The organism is Aquirufa sp. A-Brett2-15D (assembly GCF_054558735.1).
In genome coordinates this window covers 519,576-538,821 of record NZ_JBSKFT010000001.1, presented here as the reverse complement: position 1 = coordinate 538,821, position 19,246 = coordinate 519,576, and the positions used below count along the sequence as shown (strand labels likewise).

The window sequence follows — 19,246 nt, the reverse complement described above, 5'->3', positions numbered from 1 at the left end:
AAATTAAAAGGCTTTATAGACCCAAATATCTACTTTTTTTGATTCTTTAAATTCTGCTGCTTTAGCATAACCCGCATCCATCGATCTCTCCGATCCTAGACTAATGCGATAGAATTTCGTTGTCTCATTTTTCAGAATAATCTCCGCCTGGTCAAAACCGCGTGATTTGAATTCTTTTAGGCCTTTTTCAGCTTGCGCTAAAGATTGGAAACTGGCAGCCACTAAATAAATGACCTCTGATTTCACATCCTCCTTTGTTTCTACTACTACCGGTGCAGGAAGGGTTTTGAGGCTATCTATTACAGGTACAGTGGCTACAACTGGAATTGCCTTCTTCTCTATCTTAATTGGATTTAAAGAGCTTTGCGATTGATTAGTCGCTGGCGCAGTTAAGAAAAAAGCACCTAGCCCTCCTAGTATAAACGCTATAAAGGCATATACATAGATGGATTTAGTCAATTGAACCGGCTTAATCTCGTCTGGTGTTACTTCTGGTAAATCTTCAGCAATAGGCGCTGCCATTAGCTCTGGCTTTTTCTCCTTTAAAACGGATGCATGCCCCAGTCCTACTGGGAAAAGACCAAATACATCTAAATCAGCGTTAAAATCCGGGTTAGGGGAAAATGAAATTCGATTTTCTTGAATTAAGGTAAAGGAACCCAAAGCTCCGATAGTCAATTCTCTCTGGGAAATTAATTGTGATTTTAATTCTTTACTTATGCTAACAATTTCTAAGGATGCCTCTTTTTGTGAAATAGACCTATTCTTAGCCCATTCTGTGCTAAGGAATCGATCGTCTGTTTTTAGTTTTTCATTGAAAGCAACGCATTTTTTCTTCGGATGAATTTTTCCATCCTTCTCGTTCAACTGAAAACCCTGAGCGTTGACTACAAAACCACCAAAATTGGGGATAATTACGCATTCGTGGTCGTAGAGTAAGTGCTCAAGAAAGGTATAAAATTCGGTCATTATTAAAATGAATATGCGAGAGTTGCTGTAAAGTTAAAACCTTGAGTCGGATAAAATAAATATCGTTGGTAATTTTTTCCCAGGATATTATTAGCTGATAAACTGGCTGTGAATTTCTCTGTAACGGCATATTCTCCCTTTACATTCAGATCCACGATGTTATCTAACGTAGTTGACTTTTGGGTTCTTGGATTAAAGCCATATAATCCACCTATAAAGTAAATTTCAGGCAATACCTTAAATTTAGGAAGAACATTTATCGTGTTTCTCCAAGCAATTTGAATATTAGGTCGGTGGTATGCGTATAATAGATTCCCCAAATTTCCATAATTGGTATAATCCACCTGCAAATCGGATTGAACCTTATCTGAAATAGACATCTTAAAGTTAGCTTGCATTTGTAAGACAGAAACGGCTGCGTTAGCAGTAGAATATAAGATATCAAATTGAGATAAGTCGGCTGCAGAGGCTGTAAAGAAGGCCATTTTAGCATATTCGCCATACGATGCTTTCAATTCATAATGTACGTTGCGCTCGTTACTACCCGTTAAACCTCCGGAGATCATCCACTTTTGTTGGGTATTTTGTAAGCTGATGGATTGGGATAACCAAGGGTTCGTTAATAAACTGCTTTGGTAGGAATTAAATTGTGTATTTCCCTCTAATCCAACAAATAAGCGAATAAAGTCATTTGCTCTAAATCGAACATGAACTTTAGGATAAAGTCTCAAATCCTCATCTTGTACGGCATTTAAACCAGCTTCCAGAATTAAGCGTGGTAATATATCATAAGATAAACTAGGCTGCAATCGGAAGAAATTTCTGTTTATTGATGTATTGCTAGTGAAATTAGAAAGGATGGCATCTCCACTCACGCGGAATGTAAGTCCGTCTGAAATAGCGTAAGAGGATTTTAAGTAACTTGAAGACATCCATTCTTTAGGAGCTAAATTACCCGATAGAGAAGAAAACTCTGTTCCAGCTTGATAGCTAAATTTTTTGCCTTCTGTAGCGCTGTAGATGTCTCCATTGAATTTTAGTTGGTTATAATTTACGCCAAAGGCATCTTCTGGGGTATTTGCAGGTATACTTTCCTTGCCATAAAAATTAGTGGCCGTGCGGCGGTAATCAAGCGAAGCCTTTAGAAGAGCTTTTGACCAAAGCGACTGAGAATAAACTTTGATTTCATTTTCTGAGCGACTTGAAAAAGCATTATCAGTGGGTCCCATGGAATTAGCATCATGATTAATATACAATCCTCTTGATTCTTTTTCGGTCGGATTATATCCAAAATGTCCATTCAATAATGTGTGGCCATAATTTCCAGCACCAATTTTTATCGAGTTTTTTGCTTTAGATCCAAAAGGGGATTTTAACTCCTCTCCTGTCCGGGGGCCAATTACATTCGTTTGGATACTTGGTAAAACAAGTGATTGCGGCTTAGACACATCAAAATTAAAATCAACTTTATGATCCTTGCTATAATCAGGAATTTCATTTAAAGCTTCAAATGAACGGCTCATGGCAGGCTGAACTTCAATTTTACGTACCTTTTCCGTGACAAACTCTTCATTTTGAATGGATCCTTCCTTCTTCTGTTGACCATAACTGGAGATGGTAATCAGACTGAAAAAGGAGGCTATAACGATCTTAGATGTGAATCTCATATTCATTATTTAGGGAAATAGGTTTTCATTAGGTTTTTAGCAGCATCAACGCTCTCCTTATCCTCTGAATTATCAATAATGGATTTTAAAGTGGCCTTAGTTTGAGCAAGGTTTTTAAGCTCGAACAAATTTTTTGCTAAAAGTAAGTAGGCTTTTCCTAGGGTAGCATCTGCTACTTCGGCAAATTCGTTTCTGAATTTGTCTAATATCATCTCATTCGAAGTCGCGTAATTGCCCTTTGCATTATTTAATAGAATAATATCAAGGAATAATAAAGCCGATTGCTCTATACCGTCAGCTTCTTTACTAACAGAGGTTTGGTATTCTTGATAGGCAATCAAAGCAGAATCTAATTCCGATAATTTAAGATAGGATTCGAGGATACGTTTATTAGAGCGAATGATGACTGATGAATCCACTCCTTTTTCTTTTAATAATCGGTAGTGAATAATGGCATTCTGATAAGCTGCTGAATCAAATTCCATATCAGCTACTTTAGTGATGACTGAATTTAAAGATGGATGAACGTTTTGTTCGATTACTTTTTTGTAAAATTCAAAAGCCAACGCTTTATTATTAGATCGATTCGCTGCATCAGCAATTAAGTAGGTTACCTCACTTATGCGTTCATCAGCGGGGAAGTGTGCAACGAAATTTTTCAACGGCTCAATAGCCTTGTCGTATTTTTCGCCTAAATAAATCCCTTTAGCTGCCTGGTATTCTAAATCAGTCTTTTCTTCGTCATTTAAACTGCTGTTTTGGTACATATTTAAATAAGCAGTTATTTCTTCCGGACGCCCTACCCCATTTAATTCTTCTTGAAGTCCTGCCACAGCATCTTTTGCAAAAGTCTCTTTCGCATACTTTTCGATTACTTCCTTATAATCCGTAATCGCTTTTTCTGGTTGTTTCGAATTCGAATAGGATTGCGCTCTTTTTAAAATAGACTCTGCGTAATAGGGGCTATTAGGTTGATTTGTTATTAAATCGGTGAATCCTGCGATTGCATCGGCATATTTACCTGCACGGAAGGAAATGAGGTTTTCTTGAAAGCTTGCATCATCCCCAAACTTGGTATTAGGAAATGACTTCTTCAATGCTTGGAAGGTTGCTTTTGCTTCAGCATCCCTTTCGAGGTAGACTAGCGTGATCCCTTTTTGGTACATCGCATAATCCTTCTCCGTTTTTACATTTTCGATCGCTTGATTATAATAGCTTAAGGCCTCCCGGTAGTTTTTAGCTACTAAATAAGTGTCAGCTAAACGCAGAAGGGCATTTGCATTCGCTTTTCCTGCTGGATTTGCCTTTAATTGATCTATGTAGGTCTTAAAATAGGTGTTCGCATTGGTAAAATCTTTTACCGAGAAATAGGCATAAGCGATACCTATGCGATTCCTTTGAAGGAAATCAGCTGAATGTTTACCACTTAACAAGGGCTTATATACCTGGATAGCCGCATCGAAATCCTTAATTTGAGATAGGCACTCTGCTTTTCCAAAAGAGGCTTCATCCGTTAAGTTTTGATTAGCTCCTTGTGCAATGGCCTGATCAAAATAAGTCATGGCCTCTTTGTATTGCTCCTTGTTATAAGTCTTTATTCCTATATTATAAGTTAGGGTCTGATAAGCTACTTTCATTTCATCCGACACTGGAATGCCTGATTTTAGTAAAGTGGTGGCGGTTTGTAAGGCGGTTAATTTCAAAATGGCATCAGCAGCGAAACTTTGGTAAGATGCCGTAAATGAACTGTTTGGATACTTTTTTCCAAATCGTTCAATTGCCTGAAGGCCTTCTGTCCATTTTCCTAAGTCGATTGAAATGCTGAGGGATTTGAATTGTGCTTCTTCTTGCAGATCTAGATCAAAAGCTAAGGCCCCAGATTGATTGAAAGCCACAGCAGCATCCGATTTTTTACCCAGTTTCAATTTAGCCAAACCTTGAAGATAAAAGGCTTTTTGGCCTAATGAATCCGATTTTAATAATCCTTCGATGGTTTGAATGGCATCCTCGTATTTTTCAATCGAATAAAGTGCAAAGCCTTTTTTATAGGTAGCTGCGTTGTTTTTATTAGCTGTTAAATAATCGCCAAAACTCTTCGCCGCCTTCGCATATAGGGCTTTCTTAAATTGAACTTCAGCCACTAATAAGGCTAAATCTGGATGCGTTGAAATGATAGGCTCTGCATATTTCAATAATTCATCCCATTGGGCAGTTTGCTGATAGGAGGAGATTAACCAATAGGGTAAGTCTTTACGGAATTTAGAATGGCCGTTTGATTTCTTGAAATCAGCAATGGCTTCTAGGTAATTCTTTTGTTGATAATGAATCACGCCAGCATAATAAGCAGCTAAAAAGGCGTATTCTTCATCAGGATCCGTCTTTACTTCATTGAAAAGCGCTAACGCATTATCAAAGTCTTTTGTCTCAAAATAAGCAACACCTAATTTATAACGTGCCTCTACGTTTCCTAAGGAGGAATTTTCAAGGTAACGAATAGCTTTAACGTAATTCGCTATATCATAGAAATACAATCCGATTTTTCTAAAAAGTAAGTTGCTTTGCGGGCTATTCGGGTGATTTAGATTGAAATGATACCCCAAAACATCTATTTCAGGTTGATTCAAATAAAGTGAACATAAAACCTGGTAGTATTCAGCTAAAATTACTTCGTTTTTAGTCGCGTCTGATTGCCTACTTAAGTAGTTTGCGAACTCTTCGCGCGCTGCTACATAGTTAGCGGCATCAAAATACTCTTTACCTTGACTAAAGTGAATTTGATTGCTCTCAAAGGCCAAAGACTGTTGAGCGAAAGACGAGAAATGTAGGGATAAAAATAGGACGAGGCAGTAAAAGGATGATCTAAATACCATAGGTTTATTGTCAATTATCACGACTAAACAATAATACGATTTTTATGTCAAATAATTGTTTAGAGATTTAGAAAAAGTTGTAAAAAAATAGCATATGTTAGACTATACGGCTGATTTTTATAATTTTACCAAAATCTATTTCTCAACAAAAATAAATATGAAATTCAAACTACTATTATTCGGCCTGTTTCTATCGTTCTGCAGCTTAGCAGGACCCATTAAGCACGAAATCAGGATGTCAGAACCGTTTTCTCACTATTTTGAAGTGAAAACGACAGTAGACGTCAACAAAGAAACAGCTTTTATTGACCTTAAGATGGCTGCTTGGACCCCTGGATCCTATTTAATTCGCGAATTTGCAAAAAATGTGGAGTCTGTTTCAGCAGAATCCAATGGTCAAAAAATTGCTATCTCTAAAATCAACAAAAATACGTGGCGAGTTTCCTTGAGTCCAGGCCTGAAGCAAGTTTCAGTTAATTACCGAGTCTATGCCTATGAAATGTCGGTTCGTACCTCTTTTCTAGATGACGCTCACGGCTACATTAATCCAGCGAGTGTATTGATGTATGCGCCTAAATTCGCTGCATTGCCTCAGGAATTAAGTATTATCCCGTACAAAGACTTCAAAAAGGTGTCGACCGCTATGAAAAATGTAGGCGGCTTCAATTATGTGGCTAAGAACCTAGATGAGTTGATAGACTCCCCTATTGAGATTGGGAATCACAAGGTTTGGGACTTCAAAGTGAATAATGTTCCACATCAAATAGCTTTTTATGGCCCAGCAAAAGTGGATTCAGTAAAATTCTTAGCTGACGTACAAAAGATGGCTGAGGAGGCTCAGAAAGTCATAGGAGAACATCCTTGCGACCATTATTTGTTCATTATCCATAATTTGAATCGTGGTGGTGGCGGTCTTGAGCATTTGTATTCAACGACTTGTCAGGTAACGCGTTCTGGATATGAAACAACGAAAGGTTACCAAGGGATTATGAATTTATTAGCTCATGAATATTTCCACTTGTGGAATGTGAAGCGTATTCGTCCCAAAGCTTTAGGGCCATTTGACTATGAAAATGAGAATTATACACATAATTTATGGTTCTCAGAGGGAATCACGAGCTATTATGCAGATGTGATCAATCAACGAACAGGTTTGGTTTCTACTGCGGATTATATCAAGGCTTTAGGGGATGAAATTGCTGGAGTTGAAAATACGCCTGGAAATCAAGTAGAATCAGCGGCAGAGGCAAGTTGGGATGCTTGGATTAAGTATTACCGTCCTAATGAAAATTCCCGTAACTCATCTGTTTCTTATTATGACAAAGGCTCATTATTAGGAGGTGTTTTGAATATGTGGATCATTCAGCAAACGAAAGGGGTAAAATGTTTAGATGATGTATTCAAATTACTTTATCAAACCTATTATTTGAAAGCTGGGCGTGGCTTTACGGATCAAGAATTAGAGGATGTCTTTTCTAAAGTAGCCGGAGTTTCTGCTGCAGATTTCTTCAAAACACATATATATGGTGTGAAGACGCCAGCGTATTCGAGCCTATTTAACGCTTTTGGCTACCAATTCACTGATGCGAACCTAGCTAAAACGGTTCCTTATTTAGGGGTATCTATTGCATCAGGTCGCGTAGTGTCCATTTATAAAGGCGGAGCAGCTTATGTGGCAGGATTAAATGTGGGTGACGAGGTATCAAAAGTAAATGGCGCTGATTTTCAAGGAATGGATAAATTACTAGTTGATAAGAAACCAGGGGATTCCGTCGTTTTCACTATTAAACGAGATGGAATGGAGCGTACGTTTCTAGTAGCGGTACAACAAACGTCTTTGAAAGCATTTGCCATTGTATCTGACGCTAGTCCTTCCGAAGCGCAATTGAAATTACGCCATAAATGGTTAGGCGGTAATTAATCAGCATGCGTAGCCATTTCGGCGTACATGTTCTTAAATGTCTGTAAGACAAACTCTTGAAAGGAGGAGCTGGATACCAGCTCCTCTATTTCTTTTTGGGAGGAAAAATCCAACACAGAATACTTGTAGCACTGCTCCAGCTGTGGAGTCTCGAACTTCACGATATACTTCGAATTCCACTCAAAAAGTGAGATTCGCATCTGTGGATGAGTTATTTCCTTGATAAAATGCATTAGTCTTGGATGATTTTAACGCTCTGGATTTTATCTCCTTCGCGTACTAAATCAATAACGTCTAATCCTTCAATTACTTTACCAAAACACGTGTGCTTGCGGTCTAAGTGAGCCGTATTGTTACGTGAGTGACAAATGAAGAATTGTGAGCCACCTGTATTAGGTCCACGGTGAGCCATAGATAAAACGCCGCGATCGTGGAATTGATTATTTCCAGCTAATTCACAAGGAATTGTATAACCAGGACCACCAGCTCCAGTTCCATCTGGACAACCACCTTGAATCACGAAATCGTTAATCACTCGGTGGAAGGTAATACCGTCATAAAAGCCTTTTTCAGCTAAGTCGATGAAGTTTTTTACGTGGATAGGTGTATCCTCTGTGTAGAATTCAATTTTCATTAACCCTTTATCGGTTAACATTTCTGCGTATGCCATAATTTTACATTTAATTAAGCTACAAAGATGCGAATGAAATTTGAATTATTTAAATTGTACTTTCTTTCCGAACATGAAATACCTGATAATTTTTATTGCCTCTATTTTGCTCTTTGCTTGCAGTAACGCATCGGAAGATGAAAAGCGCGAAGCATCTGCCTTCTTTTTACGCGGTAATGCGAAGTGGAAGGAAAAAGAATACCATGAGGCGATTAAATGGTATACGGAGGCCATTGGAAAACAACCTGATTTCTCGGATGCCTATTATAACCGGGGTTTGATTTACAAAACTTTAGAAAAAAATGAAGAGGCCTTAGCGGACTTTTCCAAAGCCATTGAATTAGATCCTAAATTCGCTCCTGCCCTCTTTAAAAAAGCCGAAATGCTGCAAATTTTGGATCGCCTCGATGAAGCTCTACCCGCGGCACAGCTTTTAGTGAAGTCCTTCCCTGATTCGGCTGCGAATTGGACCTTGCAGGGTGATATTTTGCTTCAAAAGAGTGATTTAAACAGTTCTTTAGCCTCTTACGAGCGGTCTTTGTCCCTAGATTCAAACTCTGTTGAAACCCTAATTAATAAAGGCGTGGTATTGCAAGAGATGAACGAAATCGATTTAGCTGAAGCCGTATTTAAAAAGGCTTTGAAAACGGGCAAATACCCTGATTTACTGTATAATAATTTAGGTTTTCTGGCTATTCAGCGAATGCAATGGGATTTAGCGGCGTCCTATGTGAAAAAGGCGCTGGAAAAGGATCCGAAAAATGAATTGTATTTAAAGAATTGGGCCAAAATTCAGGCCAAATCAAGCCTTAAATAAGGCCATATATTTTTTCAATTCCTCCGCGTTTTCGACCGAATTCGTATGAATTTCTAAAAGTGCTGGACCTTCGTTTTGGAAAAAGGCATCTAGCTTTAAATCGGATGTTTTGCTAGCCGAAAAATAGCTTATTTTAGCGTCCTTAGCCGTATTTTCTGCCGTAAAACCTTGTTCAGTTTCCATAAATTCGTTCAACTCCGGCAGGTCTTTTGCTCCATCTAAATTTCGGAAAATTCCCCCACCCCCATTATTAAATACAATGATGCGCAAATTGGATGGGATGTATTTATTCCATAGCGCATTGCGATCGTATTGGAAGGCCACATCCCCTATGATGGAGATGCATAATTTGTCTGTTTTTCCGGCAGCTCCCACTGCTGTACTCAAACATCCATCGATTCCGCTAGTGCCGCGGTTCGAGTAAACTTCTGTTTTATTGAATTTTGCCAAAGTCCAGTTAATGTACCTGACAGCCAACGAATTAGCCACGTGTACTTCTGCATTTTGTTTCTCAATGGCATCGGTAATCGTTTGGTATAAGTGAATTTCCGTCCAATTGGGATGGGCAAAAAATGCAGATTGTGAAATTGCTATTTTAGTGGAATTCCAGGTATTCCAGTTTTTCTGTTTCCACTCCGTGCCTTCGATAAACGACGTAGCATCTGTGTGGATGACATGACTTAAACAAAGGAATGGATCCGGTCTGCCTATTGGATTTGGGTGGATGAGCCAGGATTGCTTAGGCTTATGAGAACGCAAAAATTGCTTAATTCGCTTGGAAACAAAAGATTTTCCGAAGTGAATGTGCAAGTCTGGTTGCAAGTCTGGCCATGCCGTTTCATCAGCGAGAATCAAATCATGAGCGATGTTACTGCCACAATTCGACGTCGCATCCCCTATTACTGGAATACCATAAGCTGATAATGTTTCGAAGATGGAATTATCCTCCATTTGGCCTACGGTAACAAGAATCTTTTCAGCAGCGGCGATCTCCTGATTGAAATAGGCAAAGTCCATCTTTGAACTTTGAACTTTGAACTTTGTCCGGGTTTCATTTTGGAAAATAGCTGAGCTATTTTCCAAAATGAAACCTGGCTCAGGATAAAACGGCTCCCTAATCGGTACATTTATCTGAACAGGACCTTTTGGCTCTGCTAATGTTACAGATGGCGCTAAAGAGCAATCATCTGTTTCGAAATCAAAAAAAGCCTTTGAATGCTTTCCAAATAAGTTTTCTTGGTAAATTGTTTGGCCATCCCATTGTCCAATCCATTCTTTCGGGCGATCTGCTGTAAGCACGATGAGTGGAACTTCTTGAAAGAAGGCTTCTACGACGGCTGGAGCAAAATTTAATCCAGCAGATCCGGAGGTACAGCAGAGAATCACTGCTCGACCCGTTTTTAGGGCGATTCCTAGGCCAAAAAATCCAGCTGAACGTTCGTCCGATATAGAATAGCAAGTAAAACCTCCATGACGCGTTAAAGCTAGCATTAAGGGAGCATTTCTAGATCCAGGACATATAATAGCTTCATTTACACCTTGTTGGTATAAAGAGTCTACGAGTTCGATGATGCCTTTAGGAAATGCCATAGCAAAAAAAAGCCTCGTGAGAGGCTTTTAAAAATTATCCAAGATATGTTTTTAGAGCTTTGCTTCGAGAAGTGTGTCGTAAACGACGGATCGCTTTCTCTTTAATTTGTCTCACACGCTCGCGAGTTAAATTAAATTTCTCACCGATCTCTTCTAAAGTCATTGCATGTTCTCCATTTAAGCCAAAATACAAAGTAACTACATCTGCCTCACGTTGAGTTAAGGTAGAAAGTGCCCGTTGTACTTCACGACGAAGGGAATCGTTGATCAAACCAGAATCCGGTTTGTCCTCAGAATCATTCTCTAATACGTCTAAAAGCGAGTTTTCTTCTCCTTGTACGAAAGGTGCATCCATAGAAACGTGACGACCTGAAATTTTCAAGGTATCCACTACTTCGCCGGTTGAGATCTCTAAAACCTCTGCTAATTCTTCTGGTGAAGGCTCACGCTCGAATTTTTGCTCTAATTCAGAGAATGTTTTTGAAATTTTATTCAAAGAACCTACTCTATTTAAGGGTAAACGTACGATACGAGATTGCTCCGCTAAAGCTTGTAGGATTGATTGACGAATCCACCAAACTGCATACGAAATGAATTTAAAACCACGAGTTTCATCAAAACGCTGTGCTGCTTTGATCAAACCTAAGTTTCCTTCGTTAATTAAGTCGCCTAAGCTAAGACCTTGGTTTTGGTATTGTTTTGCAACGGATACCACGAAACGAAGGTTTGCTTTCGTTAAACGCTCTAATGATAATTGATCCCCTTCGCGGATTTTCTGCGCGAGGATTACCTCTTCATCCGGAGTCAATAAATCGACTTTACCGATCTCTTGAAGGTATTTGTCTAGAGATTGACTTTCCCTGTTGGTAATTTGTTTGCTAATTTTTAGCTGTCTCATAAGATCTTACAACAGAATGAATGAGTCGCCTACCGAAGCAGACGACTCAGGATATACTAATATTATTCAGCTGAAGCAGCTGGAGCCTCTGGTTTTTCAGGCTTAGGTAAAAGAACCTTAGCAGACAAACGGAATTTACCCGTTTTCTTATCTACCTCGACTAATTGAACCCGTACTTTATCTCCTTCTTTGAAAACACCATCCATTGTGTCGATGCGATCCCATGAAATCTCAGAGATATGTAGTAAACCATCTTTACCCGGTAAAAATTCCACAAAAGCTCCGAATGCTTGAATATTCTTCACTTTTCCTTCATAAATCTCTCCTACCTCTGGTAAAGTTACGATTCCACGAACCATGCTGACCGCTTTCGCCATCGCATCTCCGTTAGCAGAGAAGATACTTACGTATCCACCATCTTCTTTTTCTTCGATCGTAACGGTAGCACCTGATTGCTTTTGGATATCTTGAACGACTTTACCACCTGGTCCGATTACCGAACCGATTTGGTCTTTCATAATCTTGATAACTGTAGCACGAGGAGTTTGAGGCTTGAAATCTTCTCTAACCGCTGGCATCGCTTTCTTCATCTCGTTTAAGATGTGTAAACGACCTTCCTTCGCTTGAGTTAATGCTTCCGCTAAAACCTCATAAGATAAACCTTGTACTTTAATGTCCATTTGGCAAGCTGTGATACCATTTTCCGTACCTGTTACCTTGAAGTCCATATCGCCTAAGTGATCTTCATCACCTAAGATATCAGATAATACAGCGTATTTTCCCGTTTTAGGATCAGAAATTAATCCCATCGCGATACCTGAAACAGGCGCTTTGATTTTTACACCTGCGTCCATTAAGGCCAAAGTACCTGCACAAACTGTCGCCATCGAAGACGAACCATTTGATTCTAAGATATCAGAAACAATACGTAAGGTGTAAGGGAAGTCTTCCATTTTAGGCAAAACCTTCTTAATCGCACGCATTGCTAAGTTTCCGTGACCTACTTCACGACGTCCTACTCCACGGTTAGGTTTTACCTCCCCTGTAGAGAAGCCTGGGAAGTTATAGTGCAACATGAACTTGTTGTACCCTTGTGTCATTGCTTGATCGATGATTTGCTCATCCATTTTCGTACCTAAAGTAACGGTAGTTAAGGATTGAGTTTCACCACGAGTGAAAACAGACGAACCGTGTGGCGTAGGTAAATAATCTACTTCACACGTGATTTGACGGATTTCATTCAATTTACGACCATCTAAACGGTAGCGCTCTTGCAATACTAATTGACGAGCTGCTTCTTTTTCGATATCGTGTAAATATACTTTCGCTAAAGAAAGATTTACCGTGTGATCTTCCGGTAAAGAGGCGATAAATTCGTCTACAATTGCCTTGAAACCAGCTTTACGCTCTTCTTTCTTCGGATTAGCTAATTTAGCTACTGCTAAGTATTTTTCGTAGTAGTTTTTCCACAGTTCAGCACGTAACTCTTCGTTATGTGTTTCGTGGCTGTAAACGCGCTTTTCAGTTTTACCACAAGCGATGGTTAATTCGTTCAATGCAGTACATTGAATTTTAATCGCGTCGTGTGCAATACGTAAAGCTTCTAGCATTTCGGTTTCAGAAATTTCATCTCCTTCACCTTCTACCATTAAAATATCGTTTGCGTTTGCAGCAACTAATAATTCTAAGCTAGCTCCAGCTAATTCGCTTACGCTTGGGTTTACTTTATATACACCGTTGATTTTCGCTACACGAACTTCAGAGATAGGTCCGTTAAAGGGAATATCAGATACGGCCAAAGCCGCAGCTGCCGCTAAACCGACAAATGCATCTGGTAATACTTCAGCATCTGCTGAGATCAAGTTAATTAACACTTGAACATCTGCATGATAATCATCCGGGAATGTAGGGCGCAATGCGCGGTCTACTAAACGAGAGATCAAAATTTCATAATCGGAAAGGCGCGCCTCTCTTTTTAAGAAACTTCCAGGGATACGTCCATTTGACGCAAATTTTTCTTGATAGTCTACTGATAAAGGAAGGAAATCAACTCCTTCTTTGGCCTCTTTGTTAGCCACTACAGTAGCTAACAACATCATATTTCCTGATTTTACAACGACTGATCCGTCCGCTTGTTTGGCTAATTTGCCAGTTTCAATCGAGACTTCTTTGCCGTCTGGCATTGAAATATGCTTTGTAATGATGTTAAATGACATACGATTTTGAATAAATTTCACGCAACCTCGCGTGATTTAAGATTTGTTTGAACGTTTCAAACGTTTACAGCGGTAGAATAAAATAGGGCTCCAATGAAATGGAGCCCTGTTATTCTTATTTACGAATACCTAATTCTGCAATGATTGCACGGTAACGTGTGATATCAGTACGAGTTAAGTAATCTAGTAAGCTACGACGCTTACCTACTAATTTCAAAAGTCCTAAGCGTGTGCTGTGGTCTTTCTTGTTTTTCTTTAAGTGCTCAGTCAGATAGTTGATTCTATACGTGAATAGCGCAATTTGCGATTCAGAAGAACCAGTATCGATTTTAGACTTTGCTTTCCCTTTTGTTTCGAAAATTTCTTGTTTTTTCTCAGGTGACAAATACATCTTTTACCAGTTTAAGTTTTAAATAATTATTGAATTTGCAAAAGTACAATTTTAATGTCTAATAAACAAATGTTCTAGGCGTCTGATTTTACTCTACCTACTTGGTTTTTTAGTCTATCCCAAATCACCTTATAAAAGTCCGTTTCAAACAATCGCGAATCAGCTAATGCGATCTTTAGGAAGTAAGCACCGATTAAAGCTAAAATACCATTAGCGAGCCAGGCCCCTACTTGGTGGATTATTGCCCCTTCTTTGGCCATCTTATCTCCCTGCTGTGTCAAAATATACAGTAATATAAAAAAGGAAACCGCTACCACGACCGGCACACCGAATCCCCCCTTCTTAATAATGGACCCTAATGGAGCCCCGATCAGGAACATCACTAAAATGGCAATCGCATTCGTGAACTTGTGGTGCCATTCCAGGTTCGTTTTGTTCAATTTTGATTCGTAATCCTCCAGCAAGACTCTATTCGTTTCGCCTGAGGTAATCATATTTTTCGCCTGCTGAGCTGCTAAATCGTAAGGAACTTTAGTTTTACTTGCCTGTAACTCCTTTTTTAGCCTTGGCTTTATCCAGTCTGTATTTTTAAAGAATGATAATGTTTTATTCACCGGGGTAACTTGGTACAAGAAATTAGTAGAAGATGCTTTGAAGAATCCTCTTCTGACAATGCTAATCGTGTTTGCCAAGGAATCTGCATCATCCGCTAACTGATTATTATTGCGCATAATCTCGTGATGGGCGAATTGTTGCTCATCCGTTTTTTGGAGATCAAACACCGCTAGTGACATCACCACTTTACTTTTCTTGAAATCATGCACCGCTAATTCCGTCGGATTAATCACAGAACCTTGGTCTGCATCCTCTAGATAATCTTTTCCATTAAAAAGTTCAAACACTAAATAACGTTTATTCATGATGGTATACATCAAAGCCGAATCCGCCAAAGTCACATGGCGATTCCCGTCATTATGCGTATGATCATAAATAAGTAAGTTTTTTAGGGTCTTATTATCCGGGTATTTCTTCCCTACTTTGATGGAATATCCCGTCAAATCGGTATAAAAAATACCCTCCTTAATGTTTAAGGTCGTTTTAGTAGTCTTAATGTCATAAAGTAAACTCCAGCCTTTGATATTCGCCCAAGGCAAAGCCACATTCATAAACCAAAACATAAAAAAGCTCAAAAACACCGCCACTGTTAAAATAGGCCGCATTATTCGGAAAATAGAAATTCCTGCACTCTTTAATGCTGTTAACTCGAAGTTCTCTCCCAGCTTCCCAAATGTCATTAAGGAAGATAGTAATACCGATAAAGGCATCGCTAAGGGAACTGTAATTAAGGAGAAATAGAAAAATAGTTCAACATAGACAAATGCGCCTAAGTCTTTGCCAAAAAGATCAGCAAAGTAAAACAACACTAATCGCAATAGGAAAATAAAGATGACAACGAGGAATGTCAAAGAAAATGGCCCTAAAAACGCCTGAAGAACTAATTTATCAATCTTACGCATCCTGTCAATTACTAGCTACCGACGATTTCTTTCAGTTTATCGATTAAATAATCCCATAATTCCTGTGCATCGTCTTCTGATTTAAAGCTGGATGCCCCATCAATAATCGTTAGATAGGTAGTATTGGAAACCTCACTCACATCTAAGCTCATCTCAATAATGTGCTTCCCTGGATCTGCATCCTCTTTTTTGAAATCAAATTTCACCGATTTATTAGGTTTCCCGGGAAGAACCGTGGCTGGATGATTTTCATTATCCCAAATAAATTGCAATTCCTGCGTTCCGCGCACAATTACCTTGTCTGCAAACCATTGTTGTAATCCGGATGGACTACTTAAATAAGGATATAGCACCTTAGGGGATGCTTTTATCTCATATTCAAAAGTATAAGTGGTTTGCGACATAATTATTGGGATTTAATATAGCTGTAAACAAAGGTATTAACTCTAGGCTAATTCCCAAATCCTGCGCAAAATTAATAAGTATTGTGAAAATATTTGTGTTCTACGGTCGGAACGCTTACCTTTGCGACATAATTTGGCGGGGTAGCTCAGATGGTTAGAGCGTTGGATTCATAACCCAAAGGTCGGCAGTTCGATTCTGCTCCCCGCTACAAGAAATCCCTTTTCGGGATTTTTTTATGCCTATGAAAAAGCCTTCGTTTGATGTGATTTTTATGGAACTAGCTCAGAATCTGGCGCTTCGTTCCCATTGCACTCGCGCTCAAGTGGGCTGTGTATTAACAAAAGATACCCGCATTATTTCGATTGGTTATAACGGTCCACCCGCAGGAACGCATAATTGTGATGATGAATTTGGCGAGGATGGATGTCCAAGAGATTCTAAAGGAAGTTGTTCTCTTGCTTTGCATGCTGAGCAAAATGCGATTCTTTATGCCTCTAAAAATGGTGTTTCAGTAGAAGGATCTACGATTTATGTGACTTTATCCCCTTGTATTTCTTGCGCTCGGATCATTTATAGCATGAAAATTAAGAAAGTAATTTACTTGAACTCATATGCGGCCTATAAAGGTTTAGCGTCTGATGAGGGAGTTGATTTTCTGAGGAAGTTTGGGGTGGAGGTGGTTTCATATTCAGATTTGTAGCTTCGCATCAAATCTGAATATGTAATGAGATTAGAGATAATAGAGTAGAGAGTATAGATGTAAAGCATAAAGCACAAAGAATAAAGATGGAATCAAAGAAGGCGCTAAAAGCGCCTTCTTTGATGATAATAGTAATGTTAAACATTTCATAAGGCATCGCCGAAGGCGAAGCAAACTTTATTCTTTATGCTTTGTGCTTTATTCTTTTAATGTTGTACTCCTCCTTCCCCATGCACGTGGCCATGGGCAAGTTCATCTGGAGTTGCTTCTCTGATGTTTAAGATTTTTCCTTGGAACATGAGTGTTTTCTCTGCCAAAGGGTGATTAAAGTCCATCGTGACTGTTTCGCCTTCGATGGAAACGACTAAACCTTGCATGCGATTTCCTTCATCGTCGGTCATTGGAATGAAGTTTCCGATTTGAAGGATGTCGTCAGCGTTTTGGTCTTCTGCTTGAAAAATAGAGGTAGGTAATTCAATGATGGCATTCGGATCTACGTTTCCGTAGGCATCTTCCGCAGAGATACTGAAATCAAAGGTGTCTCCGATGGAAAGGCCTAAAAGATTTTGTTCAAAAGCCTCTGGAAGGCCACTAAGGCCATGAATAAAGACCATCGGTTCTTTTTCGTCTACGATTTCTACTACATCTGGTTGCCCGTCTTCGTCTGGGAAAGCAAGTTGGTAGGAAATGTATACGACATTATTTAGTTGTATTTGTGGGTGCATAGCTGTTTTTTTGCCTGCAAATCTATGGGAAATACTTGAGATATTTTTCCTTCCCTTTGGTTTTACCTATTTTTGTTCAACTAATTTTTCATATGCAACAAAGTGCTCAAGAGGTTTTAAAGGATATCAAGCAGAAAAAGCTGGCACCTATTTATTTGTTGCATGGCGATGAGCCCTATTTGATTGATCAGCTGGTGGATGCTTTTGAAAAAGAGGTCTTGCCGGAGGATCAGCAGAGTTTTAATCAATTTGTCCTTTTTGGAAAAGATCATAGTCTAGGTTCTATTATTGCGACGGCGCGTCGATATCCGATGATGTCGGAGCGGCAGGTCGTGATTGTGAAGGAGGCTGCGTTTATCGAAGCGATGGCGAAAGCGAAGGAGAATGCGAAGACGAAGGATGATGATTTGAAGGTTTGGGAGGACTATTGTGCGAATCCGACGCCCTCTACCCTGCTGGTTTTGACAGTGAAATCATTGCTTTCTGATAAATCAAAGGTGTTTTCAGCCTTAGTGAAGCAAGGGGTGATTGTTACTTCGAAGAAAGTTTCGGAAGATAAATTAGGGGCTTGGTTAGTCGATTATTTGGGCCAAAGAGGGGTCAAAATTCAGCCTGCTACCGTCGAATTGATGGTTTCGTATGTGGGTGCGGATTTGTCTCGCATGGCGCATGAGGCAGATAAATTAATCGTAAATGTGCCGGCAGGCTCAGAGGTGGGTTCGACGGAGGTGGAGAAATACATCGGAATTAGTCGGGAATACAATTATTTTGAGTTCCAAAAAGCGATCATCCAACGCAATACCGAAAAAGCACAGAAGATTGCGTTTCATTTTGCCGAAAATGCCAAGCAAAATCCAGTCGCTCCCATGCTAGTGCTCCTGTTTAATTTCTTTTCCAAAGTATTACAGGTCCACGACGTAGGTAATGTCTCTGATGGAGAGATTTCTAAGTTGATTGGGGTAAATCCTTATTTCGTGCGAGATTATACGACAGCGGCGCGAAATTACCCTTTGGCAAAGGTGGTTCGCATCATCGAGGCGATTAAAAATTCAGATTTGAAGGTTAAAGGAGTTTTGGGTAGTGCGGAGACAGATCGCGAGATTATTTTGGACTTAAGTTTCCAAATCCTTCACCTCTAATTTATAGGCAAAAAATCATCCTCTTTCACGTAGCCTTGCTGGTTCTCGATTAGGCTATACACCCAAATATCGCGGGTAAACCAATAATTAATTCTATTTCCCTTCTTTAATAGGCGCTCCACAGGTGCAGCCGAGGAGGGGAAGTCGCGCATGTAGGACTTGTCTTTAGTGATTATTCCATAATTTAAAAATCCTGGAAAGTTAGCAAAGAGGCCTATCACGGCGATGTAGATGATTAAATAGCTGAATTGACTGCTCCGAATGGTCTTTTTCTGATATACAGAATAGCTTAAAATTCCAGCTCCATAAAGTGCGATCAATAAAAGGAATCCTAAAATCCAGGGGAAGAATTTGAAGTAGAGCCAGTAGATTTGATCCCAAATACTCATTTCAAAGCCATTCAAGCCCTGCTTCTCTCCTATTTCCTCTAAGCGCTTCGAAATTTCTGGTCTGGCATTCGTCGCTTGAATGCTGGATAAATAGTACAATTCTTTTAACCAGTCGTTTTTCGCTTTCGCTATATAGGCTAGTTTTAGTTTGATATTTTCGGATTCTCTAGGTTTGGTCTTTAAATGAGACAGGTATATTTTCTCCGCGCTCAAAAGTCTGTTCGCTTTAAACAAGGAATCAGCTAATGCGAGTTGATTTCTATCTATTTGGCTATAAGCTGTTTGGCCAAAACCAAAAGAAAAAACTAGTAGAAATATAATTTTATTTAGAGAAAGGGCTTGCATTATTTAAAAAAGGGTGC

17 protein-coding genes and 1 tRNA gene are annotated in these 19,246 nt (G+C 39.3%); 5 read left to right on the top strand and 13 right to left on the bottom strand.

Annotated elements, in window-relative coordinates; translation table 11 throughout:
* Positions 1–3 precede the first annotated feature (3 nt).
* From ACST14_RS02440 to ACST14_RS02430, 3 genes are read right to left on the bottom strand one after another with little or no spacing between them, the layout of a single operon-like run.
* A complete protein-coding gene (locus ACST14_RS02440) occupies positions 4–969 on the bottom strand; it encodes an HU domain-containing protein (RefSeq protein WP_459460201.1) in 966 nt (321 codons plus the stop codon).
* 2 nt (positions 970–971) lie between these two features.
* Complete coding sequence (locus tag ACST14_RS02435; RefSeq protein WP_459460199.1) at positions 972–2,636, bottom strand: TonB-dependent receptor; 1,665 nt, start codon at positions 2,634–2,636, stop codon at positions 972–974.
* A 5-nt stretch (positions 2,637–2,641) separates the two neighbouring features.
* Positions 2,642–5,506: a tetratricopeptide repeat protein gene (locus ACST14_RS02430; RefSeq protein WP_459460197.1), complete on the bottom strand. Its 2,865-nt coding sequence runs from the start codon at positions 5,504–5,506 to the stop codon at positions 2,642–2,644.
* 157 nt (positions 5,507–5,663) lie between these two features.
* Here ACST14_RS02430 and ACST14_RS02425 point away from each other — a divergent pair, with 157 nt between their 5' ends.
* A complete protein-coding gene (locus tag ACST14_RS02425) occupies positions 5,664–7,427 on the top strand; it encodes a M61 family metallopeptidase (RefSeq protein ID WP_459460195.1) in 1,764 nt (587 codons plus the stop codon).
* On the opposite strand, the gene ACST14_RS02420 is transcribed toward ACST14_RS02425, so the two are convergent.
* Both ACST14_RS02420 and ACST14_RS02415 read right to left on the bottom strand, forming a co-directional pair.
* Positions 7,424–7,660: a hypothetical protein gene (locus tag ACST14_RS02420; protein WP_459460193.1), complete on the bottom strand. Its 237-nt coding sequence runs from the start codon at positions 7,658–7,660 to the stop codon at positions 7,424–7,426. The genes ACST14_RS02425 and ACST14_RS02420 overlap by 4 nt on opposite strands.
* Positions 7,660–8,097 carry a peptidylprolyl isomerase gene (locus ACST14_RS02415; protein WP_459460191.1) on the bottom strand — a complete coding sequence of 146 codons (438 nt, stop codon included), beginning with the start codon at positions 8,095–8,097 and terminating at the stop codon, positions 7,660–7,662. The genes ACST14_RS02420 and ACST14_RS02415 overlap by 1 nt, the downstream gene beginning before the upstream one ends.
* 73 nt (positions 8,098–8,170) lie before the next feature.
* Between ACST14_RS02415 and ACST14_RS02410 the strand changes: the two genes are divergently transcribed.
* The gene (locus ACST14_RS02410) at positions 8,171–8,914 is read left to right on the top strand and encodes a tetratricopeptide repeat protein (protein WP_459460189.1); all 744 of its coding nucleotides are present in this window, start codon (positions 8,171–8,173) and stop codon (positions 8,912–8,914) included.
* Here the strand turns inward: ACST14_RS02410 and menD are convergent.
* The 6 genes from menD to ACST14_RS02380 all read right to left on the bottom strand — a co-directional run bounded on the left by menD (position 8,900) and on the right by ACST14_RS02380 (position 15,930).
* Positions 8,900–10,504, bottom strand: a complete 1,605-nt coding sequence (gene menD / locus ACST14_RS02405) for a 2-succinyl-5-enolpyruvyl-6-hydroxy-3-cyclohexene-1-carboxylic-acid synthase (RefSeq protein WP_459460187.1) — start codon at positions 10,502–10,504, stop codon at positions 8,900–8,902. The two genes, ACST14_RS02410 and menD, sit on opposite strands and share 15 nt — an antisense overlap.
* A gap of 34 nt (positions 10,505–10,538) precedes the next feature.
* Positions 10,539–11,402 carry a sigma-70 family RNA polymerase sigma factor gene (locus ACST14_RS02400; protein ID WP_377982372.1) on the bottom strand — a complete coding sequence of 288 codons (864 nt, stop codon included), beginning with the start codon at positions 11,400–11,402 and terminating at the stop codon, positions 10,539–10,541.
* Positions 11,403–11,464: 62 nt separating this feature from the next.
* Positions 11,465–13,618, bottom strand: a complete 2,154-nt coding sequence (pnp, locus tag ACST14_RS02395; RefSeq protein ID WP_459460184.1) for a polyribonucleotide nucleotidyltransferase — start codon at positions 13,616–13,618, stop codon at positions 11,465–11,467.
* Positions 13,619–13,733: 115 nt separating this feature from the next.
* Entirely contained in the window at positions 13,734–14,009 is a 276-nt protein-coding gene (rpsO, locus tag ACST14_RS02390) for a 30S ribosomal protein S15 (RefSeq protein ID WP_377980005.1), read from the bottom strand.
* Positions 14,010–14,083: 74 nt separating this feature from the next.
* Complete coding sequence (locus ACST14_RS02385; protein ID WP_459460182.1) at positions 14,084–15,526, bottom strand: LptF/LptG family permease; 1,443 nt, start codon at positions 15,524–15,526, stop codon at positions 14,084–14,086.
* A gap of 11 nt (positions 15,527–15,537) precedes the next feature.
* Positions 15,538–15,930: an START-like domain-containing protein gene (locus ACST14_RS02380; RefSeq protein ID WP_459460180.1), complete on the bottom strand. Its 393-nt coding sequence runs from the start codon at positions 15,928–15,930 to the stop codon at positions 15,538–15,540.
* Between the two features lie 135 nt (positions 15,931–16,065).
* Between ACST14_RS02380 and ACST14_RS02375 the strand changes: the two genes are divergently transcribed.
* Both ACST14_RS02375 and ACST14_RS02370 read left to right on the top strand, forming a co-directional pair.
* A tRNA-Met gene (locus ACST14_RS02375) sits at positions 16,066–16,139 on the top strand.
* Positions 16,140–16,172: 33 nt separating this feature from the next.
* On the top strand, positions 16,173–16,631 hold the full coding sequence (locus ACST14_RS02370; RefSeq protein WP_459460178.1) for a deoxycytidylate deaminase: 459 nt from the start codon (positions 16,173–16,175) through the stop codon (positions 16,629–16,631).
* A gap of 206 nt (positions 16,632–16,837) precedes the next feature.
* Here ACST14_RS02370 and ACST14_RS02365 read toward each other — a convergent pair whose 3' ends face one another.
* Positions 16,838–17,356, bottom strand: coding sequence for an FKBP-type peptidyl-prolyl cis-trans isomerase (locus ACST14_RS02365; protein ID WP_459460176.1), 519 nt, complete (start codon positions 17,354–17,356; stop codon positions 16,838–16,840).
* Between the two features lie 92 nt (positions 17,357–17,448).
* Here ACST14_RS02365 and holA point away from each other — a divergent pair, with 92 nt between their 5' ends.
* Positions 17,449–18,495 (top strand): DNA polymerase III subunit delta, encoded by a 1,047-nt coding sequence (gene holA / locus ACST14_RS02360; RefSeq protein WP_459460174.1) that lies wholly within the window; start codon positions 17,449–17,451, stop codon positions 18,493–18,495.
* Here the strand turns inward: holA and ACST14_RS02355 are convergent.
* Positions 18,492–19,229 carry an SH3 domain-containing protein gene (locus ACST14_RS02355; protein WP_459460171.1) on the bottom strand — a complete coding sequence of 246 codons (738 nt, stop codon included), beginning with the start codon at positions 19,227–19,229 and terminating at the stop codon, positions 18,492–18,494. The genes holA and ACST14_RS02355 overlap by 4 nt on opposite strands.
* Between the last annotated feature and the right edge of the window lie 17 nt (positions 19,230–19,246).